This window comes from Streptomyces sp. NPDC008092 (genome assembly GCF_042957285.1).
GTDB lineage: Bacteria > Actinomycetota > Actinomycetes > Streptomycetales > Streptomycetaceae > Streptomyces.
On the sequence record NZ_JBIBHY010000006.1, the window covers coordinates 209,437 to 223,974 of the forward strand.

Annotated in this window: 12 protein-coding genes; 6 read left to right on the top strand and 6 right to left on the bottom strand. The window is 70.4% G+C overall.

The window, feature by feature from the left end; genetic code table 11:
* Positions 1-12: 12 nt before the first annotated feature.
* On the bottom strand, positions 13-3,060 hold the full coding sequence (gene uvrA / locus ACFZB3_RS20895) for an excinuclease ABC subunit UvrA (protein WP_391377130.1): 3,048 nt from the start codon (positions 3,058-3,060) through the stop codon (positions 13-15).
* Between the two features lie 225 nt (positions 3,061-3,285).
* Here uvrA and ACFZB3_RS20900 point away from each other — a divergent pair, with 225 nt between their 5' ends.
* From ACFZB3_RS20900 to ACFZB3_RS20920, 5 genes are all read left to right on the top strand, one after another.
* Positions 3,286-3,975: a maleylpyruvate isomerase family mycothiol-dependent enzyme gene (locus ACFZB3_RS20900; protein ID WP_391377131.1), complete on the top strand. Its 690-nt coding sequence runs from the start codon at positions 3,286-3,288 to the stop codon at positions 3,973-3,975.
* 55 nt (positions 3,976-4,030) lie between these two features.
* Complete coding sequence (locus ACFZB3_RS20905; protein WP_391377132.1) at positions 4,031-4,687, top strand: MBL fold metallo-hydrolase; 657 nt, start codon at positions 4,031-4,033, stop codon at positions 4,685-4,687.
* A gap of 317 nt (positions 4,688-5,004) precedes the next feature.
* A complete protein-coding gene (locus tag ACFZB3_RS20910; RefSeq protein ID WP_391377133.1) occupies positions 5,005-5,889 on the top strand; it encodes a transporter substrate-binding domain-containing protein in 885 nt (294 codons plus the stop codon).
* Positions 5,886-6,815: an ABC transporter permease subunit gene (locus ACFZB3_RS20915; protein WP_391377134.1), complete on the top strand. Its 930-nt coding sequence runs from the start codon at positions 5,886-5,888 to the stop codon at positions 6,813-6,815. The genes ACFZB3_RS20910 and ACFZB3_RS20915 overlap by 4 nt, the downstream gene beginning before the upstream one ends.
* Positions 6,812-7,564, top strand: coding sequence for an ATP-binding cassette domain-containing protein (locus ACFZB3_RS20920; RefSeq protein WP_391377135.1), 753 nt, complete (start codon positions 6,812-6,814; stop codon positions 7,562-7,564). The genes ACFZB3_RS20915 and ACFZB3_RS20920 overlap by 4 nt, the downstream gene beginning before the upstream one ends.
* Positions 7,565-7,568: 4 nt before the next feature.
* Here ACFZB3_RS20920 and aroQ read toward each other — a convergent pair whose 3' ends face one another.
* Positions 7,569-8,042, bottom strand: a complete 474-nt coding sequence (aroQ, locus tag ACFZB3_RS20925; protein WP_391377136.1) for a type II 3-dehydroquinate dehydratase — start codon at positions 8,040-8,042, stop codon at positions 7,569-7,571.
* Positions 8,043-8,243: 201 nt separating this feature from the next.
* On the opposite strand from aroQ, the gene ACFZB3_RS20930 reads away from it, so the two are divergent.
* Complete coding sequence (locus ACFZB3_RS20930; protein WP_391377137.1) at positions 8,244-9,515, top strand: MFS transporter; 1,272 nt, start codon at positions 8,244-8,246, stop codon at positions 9,513-9,515.
* A 15-nt stretch (positions 9,516-9,530) separates the two neighbouring features.
* Here ACFZB3_RS20930 and ACFZB3_RS20935 read toward each other — a convergent pair whose 3' ends face one another.
* The 4 genes from ACFZB3_RS20935 to ACFZB3_RS20950 form a co-directional block, all read right to left on the bottom strand.
* Positions 9,531-10,631 carry a calcium:proton antiporter gene (locus tag ACFZB3_RS20935; protein WP_391377138.1) on the bottom strand — a complete coding sequence of 367 codons (1,101 nt, stop codon included), beginning with the start codon at positions 10,629-10,631 and terminating at the stop codon, positions 9,531-9,533.
* Positions 10,632-10,745: 114 nt separating this feature from the next.
* Positions 10,746-11,048, bottom strand: a complete 303-nt coding sequence (locus ACFZB3_RS20940) for a hypothetical protein (protein WP_391377139.1) — start codon at positions 11,046-11,048, stop codon at positions 10,746-10,748.
* A gap of 129 nt (positions 11,049-11,177) precedes the next feature.
* The gene (locus ACFZB3_RS20945; protein ID WP_391377140.1) at positions 11,178-12,179 is read right to left on the bottom strand and encodes a TerC/Alx family metal homeostasis membrane protein; all 1,002 of its coding nucleotides are present in this window, start codon (positions 12,177-12,179) and stop codon (positions 11,178-11,180) included.
* A 222-nt stretch (positions 12,180-12,401) separates the two neighbouring features.
* Positions 12,402-14,414, bottom strand: a complete 2,013-nt coding sequence (locus ACFZB3_RS20950) for a TerD family protein (protein ID WP_391377141.1) — start codon at positions 14,412-14,414, stop codon at positions 12,402-12,404.
* Between the last annotated feature and the right edge of the window lie 124 nt (positions 14,415-14,538).

The window sequence follows — 14,538 nt, forward strand, 5'->3', positions numbered from 1 at the left end:
GCGGGCGGATGCTCAGGCCTTGCGGGTCCGCGTCGTCTTCTTCGCGGGCGTCGCCTTCTTCGTGACCCCGGCCGCCTTCTTCGTGGCTGTGCCGTCGGCGGTGGTGACGGTCGCCGTCCTTCTCGCCGTCGACTTCGCCGCGACGGTCTTCTTCGCCGCGGCCGTCTTCTTCGCCGGCGCCTTGCGCGGTGCCTTCACCGAGCTGGCGTCGCTGATGCGGTCGGCGCCGAGGATCTCGCGCAGGAACTTGCCGGTGTGGCTGGCCGGGACGGCGGCGATCTCCTCGGGGGTGCCCTCCGCGACGACGAGTCCGCCGCCTGCGCCGCCTTCCGGACCCATGTCGACGACCCAGTCCGCGGTCTTGATCACGTCGAGGTTGTGCTCGATGACGATGACCGTGTTGCCCTTGTCGACAAGGCCACCGAGGACCTTCAGCAGCTTGCTGATGTCCTCGAAGTGCAGACCGGTGGTCGGCTCGTCCAGGACGTAGACCGTGCGACCGGTGGAGCGCTTCTGCAGTTCGCTGGCGAGCTTCACGCGCTGCGCCTCACCGCCAGACAGGGTGGTGGCGGACTGGCCGAGGCGGACGTAGCCGAGGCCGACGTCCTTGAGCGTGTTCAGGTGGCGGGCGATCGACGGGACGGCCTCGAAGAAGCCCGTGGCCTCCTCGATCGGCATGTTCAGGACCTCGGAGATGGACTTGCCCTTGTAGTGGACCTCCAGGGTCTCCCGGTTGTACCGGGCGCCGTGGCAGACCTCGCACGGGACGTAGACGTCCGGGAGGAAGTTCATCTCGATCTTGATCGTGCCGTCGCCGGCGCAGTTCTCGCAGCGGCCGCCCTTGACGTTGAAGGAGAAGCGGCCCGGCAGGTAGCCGCGGACCTTCGCCTCGGTGGTCTCGGCGAACAGCTTGCGGATGTGGTCGAAGACGCCGGTGTACGTCGCCGGGTTCGACCGCGGGGTGCGGCCGATCGGCGACTGGTCGACGTGCACGACCTTGTCGACGAGGTCGTCGCCGTCCACGCGCGTGTGCCGGCCGGGGACGTTCCGAGCGCCGTTCAGCTCGCGGGCCAGGTGCGTGTACAGGATGTCGTTGACCAGCGTCGACTTGCCGGAGCCGGACACGCCCGTGACGGCCGTGAACACACCCAGCGGGAAGGACACGTCGATGTCCTGGAGGTTGTTCTCCCGGGCGCCGTGCACGGTGAGCCGGCGGGACGGGTCCAGCGGGCGGCGGATGTCGGGCAGCGGGATCGACTTCCGGCCGGACAGGTACTGGCCGGTCTGCGACTCGTCGTTGACCAGCAGTTCCTTGAGGGAGCCGCTGTGCACGACCTTGCCGCCGTGCTCGCCGGCGCCGGGGCCGATGTCGACGACCCAGTCGGCGACCTTGATGGTGTCCTCGTCGTGCTCGACGACGATGAGCGTGTTGCCCATGTCGCGCAGCCGGACCAGGGTCTCGATCAGCCGGTGGTTGTCGCGCTGGTGCAGGCCGATCGACGGCTCGTCGAGGACGTAGAGGACGCCGACGAGACCGGAGCCGATCTGGGTGGCCAGGCGGATGCGCTGGGCCTCGCCGCCGGAGAGGGTGCCGGCCGCGCGGTTCAGCGAGAGGTAGTCCAGGCCGACGTCGACCAGGAACCGCAGCCGCTCGTTGACCTCCTTGAGCACGCGCTCGGCGATCTTCTTGTCGCGGGCGTTGAGCCTGAGCTCGCCCAGGAAGTCCGCGCAGTCGCTGATCGACATCGCCGAGACCTCGGCGATCGACTTGTCCATGATCGTGACCGCGAGGACGATCGGCTTGAGGCGCGTGCCCTGGCAGGTCGGGCAGGGCACCTCGCGCATGTAGCCCTCGAAGCGCTCGCGGCTGGCGTCGCTCTCGGCCTCGCTGTGCCGGCGCTTGACGAACGGCACGGCGCCCTCGAAGGGCGTGGTGTACACGCGCTCGCGGCCGTACCTGTTCCGGTAGCGGACCTCGATCTGGGTCTTGTGACCGTAGAGCAGGGCCTTCTTGGCGCGCTGCGGCAGCCCGGCGAAGGGGATGTCGGTGCGGAAACCCAGCGCGTCCGCGAGGGCGCCGATCAGGCGGCCGAAGTAGTCCTTGGTGTGGCCGTGCGACCAGGGGTGGATGGCGCCCTCGTCGAGCGACTTGTCCTCGTCCGGGACGATCAGCTCCGGATCGACCTCCATGCGCGTGCCGATGCCGGTGCACTCGGGGCAGGCGCCGAAGGGCGAGTTGAAGGAGAAGGAGCGGGGCTCCAGCTCCTCGAAGGACAGGTCGTCGTACGGGCAGTACAGGTGCTCCGAGTACATGCGCTCGCGCTCGGGGTCGCCCTCGGGGAGGTCGACGAAGTCGAGCACGACCATGCCGCCGGAGAGGCCGAGCGCGGTCTCCACGGAGTCGGTGAGGCGGCGCTTCGCGGTGTCCTTCACCGTGAGGCGGTCGATGACCACCTCGATGGTGTGCTTCTCCTGCTTCTTCAGCGTCGGCGGGTCGGAGAGCTGGATGGTCTCGCCGTCCACACGCGCGCGTGAGTAGCCCTTGGTCTGGAGGTCCGCGAAGAGGTCGACGAACTCGCCCTTGCGCTCGCGCACCAGCGGGGAGAGCACCTGGAAGCGGCTGCCCTCCGGGAGTTCCAGGACCTTGTCCACGATGGCCTGCGGCGACTGGCGCGAGATCGGGCGGCCGCACTCGGGGCAGTGCGGCTTGCCGATGCGCGCGAAGAGCAGCCGCAGGTAGTCGTAGACCTCGGTGATGGTGCCGACCGTCGAGCGCGGGTTGCGCGAGGTCGACTTCTGGTCGATGGACACCGCCGGGGACAGGCCCTCGATGAAGTCCACGTCCGGCTTGTCCATCTGCCCGAGGAACTGGCGGGCGTACGAGGAGAGCGACTCCACGTAGCGACGCTGGCCCTCGGCGAAGATCGTGTCGAAGGCCAGGGAGGACTTGCCCGACCCGGACAGGCCCGTGAAGACGATGAGCGAGTCGCGAGGCAGGTCGAGCGAGACATTCTTGAGGTTGTGCTCGCGCGCGCCACGGACGATGAGACGGTCGGCCACAGCCGGTCCGCACCTTTCTTGAGAGAAGTGACAGGGGCAGGGCCCCGTGCTTCTTCAGACTAGGGGGAGCCACTGACAACGCCGGTTCGGATTCCTGGATGCGTGAACAATCCCGGACCATCCAGCATGCCCGACGCCGCCACCGACGATATAGCACGCGCATTCGATTTACGGAGCTGGTGCGAAACCTTCACCCGAAGGTGTGGCGGAGCTACTGTCAGCCCCATGATTGATCACGCTCATGACCTGGCGTCTGTACAGGAAGCGACCGAACGGCTCCTCACCGCAGCCGCCGCACTGGACAACGCGGCCGGCGCGCGACCGTCACGGCTGCCGGGCTGGACGGTCGGCCACGTTCTGGCCCACCTCGCCCGCAACGCGGACGCGCTCGCCAACGTCCTGGCCGGACGTCCCATGTACGTCTCCGCCGAGGCGCGGGACACCGACATCGAGCGGGACGCGCCGCGCGCGCTCGACGTACAGCTCGACGACCTGCGCGCGAGCCACGCCGGGTTCCGGGCCCGGGCGGCCGAGCCCGCGGACTGGACCCGCACGGTGGAGCTGCGCAACGGGGTCACCGACAGCGCGGCCCGGGTGCCGTTCCGCCGCTGGGCCGAGGTCGAGCTGCACCATGTCGACCTCGGGATCGGGTACGAGCTGGAGGACCTCCCGGAGGAGTTCAGCGAGCGGGAGATCGACTTCCTGGCGGACCGCTTCGGCGGACACCGGGAGGTCCCGTCGACCGGTCTGCGCAGTGACAGCGGCCAGGTCTGGACGACGGGCGGCGGCGCGCCGGGAGGTCCGGTCGCCGTCGAGGGATCCACCGCCGATCTGCTGGGCTGGCTCGCCGGCCGCCGCGACGGCTCGGCCCTGGTCGTGAAGGGCGGCGCCCTGCCCACGCTCCCGCCGCTGTAGCGCGCGTGCAGCGCGGGGCGCATCGGCGCCTGTTCCCCGCTATAGGCTGACCGTCATGACGTACAGCGGAGAGGTGACGGTCGGCGGACCGGCGGACGTGCACGAGCTCAAGGACCTGATGATCACCAAGATCGCGGTCGGGCCGATGGACAACAACGCCTATCTGCTGCGCTGCCGTGCCACCGACGAGCAACTGCTGATCGACGCGGCCAACGACGCGGAGACGCTCCTCGGCACGATCGGCGACGACGGCATCGCGTCCGTCGTCACCACGCATCAGCACGGCGACCACTGGCAGGCGCTGGCCGAGGTCGTCGCCGTGACCGGCGCGCGGACGTACGCGGGCCGCGAGGACGCGCCCGGCATCCCGGTGACCACCGACGTCCTCGTCGGCGACGGCGACGTGATCCGGGTCGGCCGCGTCGAACTGACCGCCCGCCACCTGGTCGGCCACACCCCGGGCTCCATCGCCCTGGTCTACGACGACCCGCACGGCCATCCGCACGTCTTCACCGGGGACTGCCTCTTCCCCGGCGGTGTCGGCAACACGCGCAAGGACCCGAAGGCCTTCGCGAGCCTGATCCACGACGTCGAGACGAAGATCTTCGACGTGCTGCCGGACGAGACCTGGGTGTACCCGGGGCACGGCAACGACACCACCCTGGGCACGGAGCGCCCGCACCTGCCGGAGTGGCACGCGCGCGGATGGTGAGCGCGGGGGCGCGCCGGTGGTGAGCGCGGGGCGCGCAGGCTCATCGCGCGCCCCGTGTGAACGGTTCGCACGCGTCGGCATCCGGCGCACGCTCCCCGCGCGCGCCACGGCGCAGTCAACTGGTGGCAGCCCCGCACAGGATGACGGCTCCTGCGCGGTACGGGCCGCCGGTCATCGATCCCCGCCCTCGGCCGGCGGCCCCGGCGTGTCCGCTCCCCCGTGCGGAGCGTTCACAAGGCCGCAACACCCGTTCCCACTATGCGGACAAACACCCGCTTGACGTGGACAAACGCGGCGTTCGCTGTCACTCTCCCGCCATGCACCCTGCCCCGCGCGTACTGCGCCGCGCTGTCGCCGCCGCCACCATAGCCCTGCTCGCCACCGCTGTCGGCTGTGCTCCGCAGCCGGACGACAAGGCGTCCGGCGGTTCCTCCTCGTCGGCCGGAACCACCTGCGCCAAGGGCAAGTTGGCCACCCAGACCTCCGGCAAACTGACCATCGCGACGGACGAACCGGCCTACGAGCCGTGGTTCAAGGACGACAAGCCGGCCAACGGCGAGGGCTTCGAGTCGGCGGTCGCGTACGCCGTGGCGAAGCAGCTGGGGTACGACAAGAGCGCGGTCGTCTGGCAGAGCGTGCCGTTCAACAAGGCGTTCGCGCCCGGTGTGAAGACCTTCGACTTCGACATCAACCAGGTGTCCATCAGCACCGAGCGCAAGAAGGCCGTGGACTTCTCGTCCGGCTACTACGACGTGCGCCAGGCGGTCATCGCACTCAAGGGCAGCAAGGCCGCGAAGGCGACGAGCATCGCGGACCTGAAGGGTCTCAAGCTGGGCGCCCAGGTGGGCACGACGAGCCTGAACTACATCAGCGACGTGGTGAAGCCGTCCCAGGAGGCGGCCGCGTACTCCAAGAACGACCAGGCCATCTCGGCGCTCAAGAACGGCCAGGTCGACGCCATCGTCACCGACCTGCCGACCGCCTTCTACGTCACCGCGGCCCAGGTGACGAACGCCAGGATCGTCGGCCAGTTCGAGAACCAGGGCGGCACGCCCGAGCAGTTCGGACTCGTCCTGGACAAGGGCAGCGGCCTCACCTCCTGCGTGACGTCGGCCGTGGACGCCCTGCGCAAGGACGGCACCCTGGCGAAGCTGGAGAAGCAGTGGCTGTCCGACGCCGTCGACGCTCCGGTGCTCAAGTGACGGTCACGAAGGACGAGTCCGGCCAGGAGGGCGCGGACGACAAGGGCGACATGTCGGCCGGTGCCCCTGCGGGCACCGACGGTTACACCCCCTCCGAACGACGGCTGGAGCGGGAGCGCTACAAGCGCGCCCGCGCCCGCCGTGCGACCGCGCTCGCCGCGCTGTCGACCCTGGTCACGGCCGTCGTCCTGTACGTGGTCGTGATCAGCGCGCCGGGCTGGGAGCGCACCAAGGAGACCTTCTTCGACGGGCAGTACGCGCGCGAGGCGTTCCCCAAGGTCCTCGAAGGCCTGTGGCTCAACGTCCGGCTGCTGCTGATCTGCGGCGTGCTGGTGCTGGTCCTGGGCATGCTGATCGCCATCGCCCGCACCCTGCCGGGGCCGGTGTTCTTCCCCCTGCGGGCGCTGGCGGCGGCGTACACGGACTTCTTCCGCGGTCTGCCCCTGATCATCAACCTGATGATCGTGGTCTTCGGGGTGCCCGCACTGCGCCTCCAGGGCGTGACCGTGGACCCCGTGCTGCTGGGCGGTACGGCGCTGACCCTGACGTACGCCGCCTACGTCGCCGAGGTGTTCCGCGCGGGCATCGAGTCCGTGCACCCCTCGCAGCGCGCCGCGGCCCGCTCGCTGGGCCTGACCAACCGGCAGGCGCTGCGGTACGTGGTGCTCCCCCAGGCCGTACGCCGCCAGGTGCCGCCCCTGCTGAACGACCTGGTGTCCCTGCAGAAGGACACGGGGCTCGTGTCCATCGGCGGCGCCATCGACGCCGTACGGGCGGCCGACATCATCGCCCAGCGCAGCCTCAACTACACGCCGTACATCGTCGCCGGGCTGGTCTTCGTGGCCCTGACCATCCCGATGACCCGTTTCACGGACTGGGTGACGGCCCGGATGGACCGGCAGCGCGCCCAGGGAGGATCCATATGAGCGACGCGCCTGTGCTGCGCATGGAGTCCGTCCGCAAGACGTTCGGGGATTCGGTCGTGCTGCGGGACGTGGACCTGGAGGTCGCTCCGCACACGGTGACGGCGCTGATCGGCGCCTCCGGGTCCGGCAAGTCGACGTTGCTGCGCTGCGCCAACCTCCTGGAGGAGATCGACGACGGCGCGATCTGGCTGGACGACGAGGAGATCACCGACCCGCGCGCCGACCACGACGCGGTGCGCCGCCGGATCGGCGTGGTCTTCCAGGCGTACAACCTCTTCCCGCACATGACCGTGCTGGACAACGTCACTCTGGCGCCGCGGCGGGTGCACGGCGTCCCCCGCGCGGAGGCCGAGCAGCGGGCCAGGGAACTCCTCGAACGCCTCGGACTGGGCGGCAAGGCCGGCGCCTACCCCGACCGGCTGAGCGGCGGTCAGCAGCAGCGGGTGGCGATCGTACGCGCCCTGGCGGTACGGCCCCGGCTGCTGCTGCTCGACGAGATCACCGCCGCCCTCGATCCGGAGCTGGTGGGCGAGGTGCTCACCGTGGTCCGTGACCTCAAGGGCGAGGGGATGACCATGGTGCTGGCGACGCACGAGATGGGCTTCGCCCGGGACGTCGCCGACCAGGTCTGCTTCCTCGACGGCGGCGTCGTACTCGAACGCGGCACCGCCGAGCAGGTGTTCGGCGACCCGCAGCAGGAGCGCACCCGGCGCTTCCTGCGGCGGATCGTGGAGGCCGGACGGCTCTGACGCGCTACGCGTCCGCGGTCGCGGCGCCGACCAGTGCCGCCACGCGCTCCACGCCGAACACGTAGCCCTGCACGCCGCATCCGGCGATCACTCCGTCGGCGCGCAGGGAGACGTAGGAGTGGTGCCGGAACGACTCGCGCTTGTGGATGTTGGAGATGTGGACCTCCAGTACGGGCAGCCCGTCACAGGTGTTGAGGGCGTCCAGGATCGCGACCGAGGTGTGCGAGTAGGCGCCCGGGTTGATGACGATCCCGCAGTGGTTGAGGCGCGCCTCGTGGATCCAGTCGACCAGTTCGCCCTCGTGGTTGGACTGCCGGAAGTCCACGGTGCCGCCGTGCGCGGCCGCCGCCTTGACGCACAGGGCCTCGATGTCGGCGAGCGTGTCGGAGCCGTAGATCTCGGGCTGGCGCTGGCCCAGCAGGTTCAGGTTGGGCCCGTTGAGGATCATGATCGGGGCGTTGGCCAGGGTGCGGGGCACGATTCCTCCGGTCCGTGGGAAATCCGCGGAAACCCGCGGGAACGGCGAACGGCCCGGGAAGGACCGCTGCCCGGTCCGGTCTATCACGGTGCGCGGCGGCTCCTGCACGGGGTGTCTCACCACCGCGCGCCCCCGTAACCCACGATCACCCTGGGTAGTTGACGGAGCATGCATGATGCACGCACCGTAAGGTCCCCCTCGATGCTGCGGCTGGCTGCCGCCTCGCTCGCCGGGACCGCGATCGAGTTCTACGACTTCTTCGTCTACGGGACGGCCGCGGCGCTCGTCCTGGGGCCGCTGTTCTTCCCGACGTTCTCGCCGCTCGCGGGGACCCTGGCGGCGTTCGGGACGTTCGGTGTGGGGTTCGTGGCCCGGCCGCTGGGCTCGGTGCTGTTCGGGCACCTCGGGGACCGGCGCGGCCGGCGCCCGGTGCTGGTCGCGTCCCTGCTGCTGACGGGCGCGTCGACGGTCGCGGTCGGGTTCGTGCCGTCGTACGACAGGATCGGGATGGCAGCTCCCGTGCTGCTGCTGGTGCTGCGCTTTCTGCAGGGGCTGGGGCTCGGCGGGGAGTGGGGCGGGGCGGTGCTGCTGACCGCGGAGCACGCGCCCGCCGGACGGCGTGCCCTGTGGTCGAGCTTTCCGCAGATCGGTCCGGCCATCGGCTTCCTCCTCGCCAACGGCGTGATCCTGGCCCTGTCGGCCTCCCTCGCGGACGCCCAGTTCGCGCAGTGGGGCTGGCGGGTGCCGTTCTGGGCTGCCGGGGTGCTGGCACTGGGCGGACTGTGGCTGCGTTCGTCGCTCCCCGAGAGTCCGCAGTTCCTGGAGATCGAGGAGCCCGCGCGCATGCCGTTCGCGGAGGTCGTACGGCACCACTGGCGGCTGGTGCTGCTGACGGCGGGGGCGCTCGCGGTCGGGTACGCGGTGTTCTACGCGGTGACGACCTGGTCGCTGGCGTACGGGACGGAGCGGCTCGGGGTGAGCCGTACCGTCATGCTGACGTGCGTCATGGCCGCCGTAGTCGTGAAGGGGTCGCTCACGCCGGTGATGGCCCTGCTGGGCGACCGCTACGGGCGGCGGACGCTGTGCCTGGTGGGGTGCACGGCCTCGGCGCTGTGGATGTTCCCGATGGTCGCGCTGCTCGCGACCGGACAGCCGCTGCTGATGTTCCTCGGGTTCACCGGTGCCCTGGTCGCCTTCATCACCATGTTCGCGGTGGTCGCCGCCTACCTGCCGGAGCTGTACGAGCCCCGGGTGCGGTGCACCGGTGCCGCCGTCGGCTACAACCTCGGCGGGGTCCTCGGGGGCGCGCTGACGCCGATCGTGGCGACGGCGCTGGCGGAGCACAGCGGGCGCGTGCCCTGGGCCGTGGGGGCGTATCTGACGGCGATCGCACTGCTGAGTCTGGGGTGCTTCGTGCTGCTGCCGGAGACGCGTCCGGTGCCGGTGGCGGTGGCCGAGCCAGTCGCCGGATGAGGATCTGCGGAGCCGCTAGGGGTTGATCGCCAGTTCCAGGTAGGCGGCGAACAGCACCAGGTGGACGCCGCCCTGCAGTGGTGTGGCCCGGCCCGGCACCACCGTGAGGGAACTGACCACCACGGTCAGCGCGAGCAGCAGCATGTGGGTGGCGCTCAGACCGAGGACGAGAGGTCCGGAGAGCCAGATGGAGGCGAGGGCCACGGCGGGGATGGTCAGGCCGATGCTGGCCATGGCCGAACCGAGCGCCAGGTTGAGACTGGTCTGCACGCGGTCGCGGCGGGCCGAGCGCAGGGCGGCGATGGTCTCGGGGAGCAGCACCAGCAGGGCGATGACCACGCCCACCACGGCCTGGTGCAGGCCGGCCGCCGCCACGCCGGACTCGATCGTCGGCGACACGCCCTTGGCCAGTCCGACGACCCCGACGAGCGCGAGGCCGAGCAGGCCGAGGCTGGTCCAGGCGGCCCGCGCGGACGGGGCCGAGGCGTGCTCGTCGGCGGTGATCACCTCGCCCTGCCGGGTGATCGGCAGGAAGTAGTCGCGGTGCCGCACGGTCTGGGTGGCCACGAACAGGCCGTACAGGATCAGTGACGACAGAGCCGCGAAGGTGAGCTGGACGCCGGAGAACTCCGGGCCCGGTCTGCTGGTGGTGAAGGTCGGCAGTACGAGGCTGAGCGTGGCCAGGGTGGCCACGGTCGCCAGGGCGGCGCCGGTGCCCTCGGGGTTGAAGACCGCGGTGCCGTGGCGGAGTGAGGCGACGAGGAGGCAGAGGCCGACGATGCCGTTGCAGGTGATCATCACGGCCGCGAAGACGGTGTCCCGGGCCAGGGTGGAGCTCTTGTCGCCGCCGTCGACCATGAGGGTGACGATCAGGGCAACCTCGATGATCGTGACGGCGATGGCGAGGACCAGGGAGCCGAAGGGTTCGCCGACCCGGTGGGCCACGACCTCGGCGTGATGGACCGCGGCGAGGACCGATCCGGCGAGGACCACGGTCACCAGCGCGACGACCGCGCCGGGAAGACTACGGCCCCAGGTGAACAGGAGCAGGACGACCGCGAGCACCGGCACGAGGAACGTCCACTGGGTGGTGAGCGACCTGAGCCGAGTGATCATGCAGCGATGGTGGCAGAGGCGTACGGGCTTCGCATTCCGGTCCTTTCGGGCTCCGGGGGCCTGCCGCCGGCGCGGCACGACCCCCGGGGTGTACGGGTGCGACTGGTCGGGCGATTACGCGAAGTCGGTCAGGTCCACGACGTCACAGTCGGTGAAGGACGGCGGCCGGGTGCACAGGGCGGCCATCTGCTCGGCGAACTTGCTCGTCTCGGGGTCGTTGCTGTTCTGCATGGCCTCCTCGTAGGAGTTGAACTCGATCACGCCGAGGTAGCGTCCTGGCCGGCTCCGGTCCCGGAGGATCAGGCGGCGCGTGGGGCTGTTCTCGCGGCCGGCGAGCCTGCTGCCCATCTCGTCGGCGAGTGCCTTCATCTCGTCGATGCGGTCGGTCTCGAAGTCGATGATCTGGACGAATGTCACGGTTGCCTCCACCGGGCGGCGGCGCCCCCGGACCGGGGACGTTCCGCCACCCAAGGAAGCAGCCTGAGCAGTGGGTCGGCAATGCGCTTCGCACCACTGCGCGGGTGGTTGTTCCTACGTCCGACGTGGTCAGACGTCGATGCTGTCCTTCGGAGCGCCTTCGCTCCGAGCCTGCGCCGCCTCGGCCGCCGCCTGCTTCCTGGAGGCCCGCAGGCTGGTGATCGTGGTGACGATCAGGACGGCGCAGATCACGCCGAGCGAGACCGGGATGCTGATCTCCGGGACGTGGACGCCGGACTCGTGCAGCGCGTGCAGCACCAGCTTGACGCCGATGAAGCCGAGGATGATCGACAGGCCGTAGGAGAGGTGCACCAGCTTCCTCAGCAGTCCGCCGATGAGGAAGTACAGCTGGCGCAGGCCCATCAGCGCGAAGGCGTTGGCCGTGAAGACGATGTACGGGTCCTGCGTCAGGCCGAAGATCGCGGGGATGGAGTCCAGCGCGAACAGGACGTCCGTCGTACCGATCGCGAGCATCACGACCAGCATCGGTGTCATGACCCGCTTGCCGTTCTGCTGGATCCACAGCTTGGTGCCGTGGTAGCGGTCGGCCACGCCGAACCTGCGCTCGGCGGCCTTGAGCAGCTTGTTCTCCTCGAACTCCTCTTCCTCCTGGTCGGCCCGGGCCTCCTGGATCAGCTTCCAGGCGGTCCAGATCAGGAAGGCTCCGAAGAGGTAGAAGACCCACGAGAAGCTGGCGAGGATCGCGGCGCCCGCGGCGATGAAGACGGCCCGCAGCACCAGGGCTATGAGGACACCTACGAGCAGCACCCGCTGCTGGTACTGCGAGGGCACGGCGAACTTCGCCATGATCAGGACGAAGACGAAGAGGTTGTCGACGCTCAGCGACTTCTCGGTGATGAAGCCCGCGAAGAACTCGCCGGCGGGCTGGCCGCCGCCGAAGACGAGCAGACCGAGGCCGAAGAGTCCGGCCAGGGCGATCCAGACGACGGTCCAGATTCCGGCTTCCTTGACGGACACGTCATGCGGCTTGCGGCCGATGAAGAAGTCGACCGCGATCAGGGCGGCCAGCCCAAGGATGGTGAGGACCCAAAGGGTCACGGATACATCCACTGTTGCCTCCGGTTAGTGAACGGCAAAGATTCGGCGTTGCGCTACCGGAGGTCTCTTCCACCCGGGACGGGCCGACGCCCCGGGATCCGACCGGATCCGTATTGACGGGTACGCCGCAGCAGACAGGGAGTACTCCCCTCCGTACGGAAAACAGTACCCCAATCACCAAGGAAAGGTAAAGCGATTGGCAAAAGAAAGACCAAATCGCCTGGTCAGGAGACTTTACATGCGCTTGGTGCGGGCTGTCGCGACCTGGGCGAGCACCCGCTGGAGCACCTGGCTGCCGGGCGGTACGAGGCAGGGCTCGTACGTCCAGGCATGCCCCACCCACGGGTCGGCCAGGTGATCGTCCGGTACCGGTGTGAGTCGCATCAGTGAACGCCAGAGCGGATCGAGCAACGGGCCGTAGGCGGCGGCGTCCTCGCGATCGGCGACCAGCAGGAGATGGACACCGGCGTCCGGGCCCTCGTCCGCGAGATAGCGCAGCTGGGTGACGGCCCGGTCGTCGAAGCCGTGCGGGAAGTCGTTCACGATCAGCAGCTGCCGCGAGGTGTCCAGGCCGGGCGGGAGCGCGTCGGACGCACCGCCGCGTACCGCCATCTGCACCAGGTCGACGCGCTCCGTGAGCCGCCCCAGCACGCCCGCCACACCGGCGGCACCCATAGCGGGCGGCGCGTCCAGCACACCGGCCCCCGTCAACGGTGCGAACGCCGACGCACCGGCACCCGCCGGGTCGATGACCTGCACGCCGAACTCCCCTGCCGGATGGACGGCGAGCAGCCGGGCCGCGAGCGCCACCGCCGTCTGCAGGGCGAGGGGCCGCAGCTCAACCGCCTCCTCGAACAGGGATCCGTCGGGCACGCCGCTGTCGATCCACAGGCCCCGCTCCAGCGGCAGCCGGACCAGCATCGGGATGCACAGGGGTTCGCTCTCCGGGAGGTGGAGGTCGCCCAGCCGGATGGCCATCGGCGTCTCCGTCGGCACCCGGTAGCCGTGCCAGACCGGGTTGTCCCAGCGGGCGTACGCGGGTGGCAGCGCGGGCTCGACGACCTCGGACTCGGCGGTGAGCTGGGCGAGGTCCCGGTCGAACGCGGCTCGCGCCTGGTCGACCAGCTGGGCCTGCCGGTCCTGGGCCGCCTCGCGTGCGGCGTCGCCCGCCGAGCCCAGGCGGCTGCGCGGGTCGGAGAGAACCTGGTCGAGTTCCTTCTCCATCCGCGACTCGGCGAAGTCGACCGCGCTGCGACAGGCAGCGGTGGAGCGGGCCAGGTCCTCGAACATGCCCCAGACCTGGTTGTAGAGCCGCTCGTCCATGGACCAGCCGACGGCGTCGCCCGCCACCGGCGGCGCAGGCCCGTCCGCAGGGGCCGTGGCCTCGGGGGCCGGGGGCCGGGACGCCTGGCGACGCTTCGGATGCGTGTAGTCGATGGGGCCCCCGCTGGAGGTGGCGGCCGCCGGGACGCCCGGCCCGCCGGAAGCCGTGAGCCTGCCATGGTCGTCGGACGTCGGCTCCGTATCGACAGGCGCGTCGGAGGGGGCGGGGCGGCTGGCGCTGCCACCGGGTGCCTGGACGTCGTACGGAGACCCGGTTGCGGGGGCGGTGCCGGGCAGGTCGGGGCCGGTGACGGAGGCGGCCGTACGCCGGGAGCGGTCGGTGTCCGCGGTGCGGGCCGGGACCGAGCGCGCCAGTCCGCGTGCCACCGCTTCCTCGATACCGCGGGCGAGTTCGGCGGCCTGCGGCAGGCCCTGATCGGTGAGGAGCCCCGTCAGGCCCTCCGCGTAACCCTGGCCGACCGCGCGGATCTTCCAGGCGGCCTGGCGGCGGTAGAGCTCCAGGGCGACGACCGCCGACTCGGCGTCCAGGCCGGTGAGGGTGTAGCCGGCGACATCGGTACCGTCGAGTCCGGTGACCGCGGCACGCGGTGCGGCGAGGGCGCCGAAGCGGAGCGGAGCGCCTGGTACGGCGGGCAGAGCGATCAGGACGCTGACCCGGTGCACGGTCTCGGGCATGGCGTCGAGGTCGACGGCCAGCCGGTGTTCGGCGGCCGCCTGCCGGGAGACCTCGATCCCCGGCAGCGTGGGCGCCCCCGGATGGGCCACCCCGTCGGCGCCCCGTACCCGGCCGTTCTCGTCGGCGAGGGTGGCCCCGGCCACGACTGGCGCGTCGGCCGAGATCCGGATCTCGATCCGGTTCCGCGAGAGCGGATGGTTCTGCCCGCGCACCAGCTCGGCCGCCATTGCCCACGTCCCCCTGTGTGTCGTGTCCTCGTGTGCCGTCAGGCCACCGCCGAGCGCTCCGCCGGGAGTGCCACGAAATGCCGTCGGTGGACCGCCGTGCCCTCATGGCTGGTCGCGCGGTTTC

Excerpts from the sequence above, each read along its gene's own strand:
- ACFZB3_RS20900 (WP_391377131.1), top strand. The coding sequence starts at position 3,286 with ATGATTGATCACGCTCATGACCTGGCGTCTGTACAGGAAGCGACCGAA.
- ACFZB3_RS20905 (WP_391377132.1), top strand. The coding sequence starts at position 4,031 with ATGACGTACAGCGGAGAGGTGACGGTCGGCGGACCGGCGGACGTGCAC.
- ACFZB3_RS20910 (WP_391377133.1), top strand. The coding sequence starts at position 5,005 with ATGCACCCTGCCCCGCGCGTACTGCGCCGCGCTGTCGCCGCCGCCACC.
- ACFZB3_RS20920 (WP_391377135.1), top strand. The coding sequence starts at position 6,812 with ATGAGCGACGCGCCTGTGCTGCGCATGGAGTCCGTCCGCAAGACGTTC.
- ACFZB3_RS20930 (WP_391377137.1), top strand. The coding sequence starts at position 8,244 with ATGCTGCGGCTGGCTGCCGCCTCGCTCGCCGGGACCGCGATCGAGTTC.
- ACFZB3_RS20935 (WP_391377138.1), bottom strand. The coding sequence starts at position 10,631 with ATGATCACTCGGCTCAGGTCGCTCACCACCCAGTGGACGTTCCTCGTG.
- ACFZB3_RS20950 (WP_391377141.1), bottom strand. The coding sequence starts at position 14,414 with ATGGCGGCCGAGCTGGTGCGCGGGCAGAACCATCCGCTCTCGCGGAAC.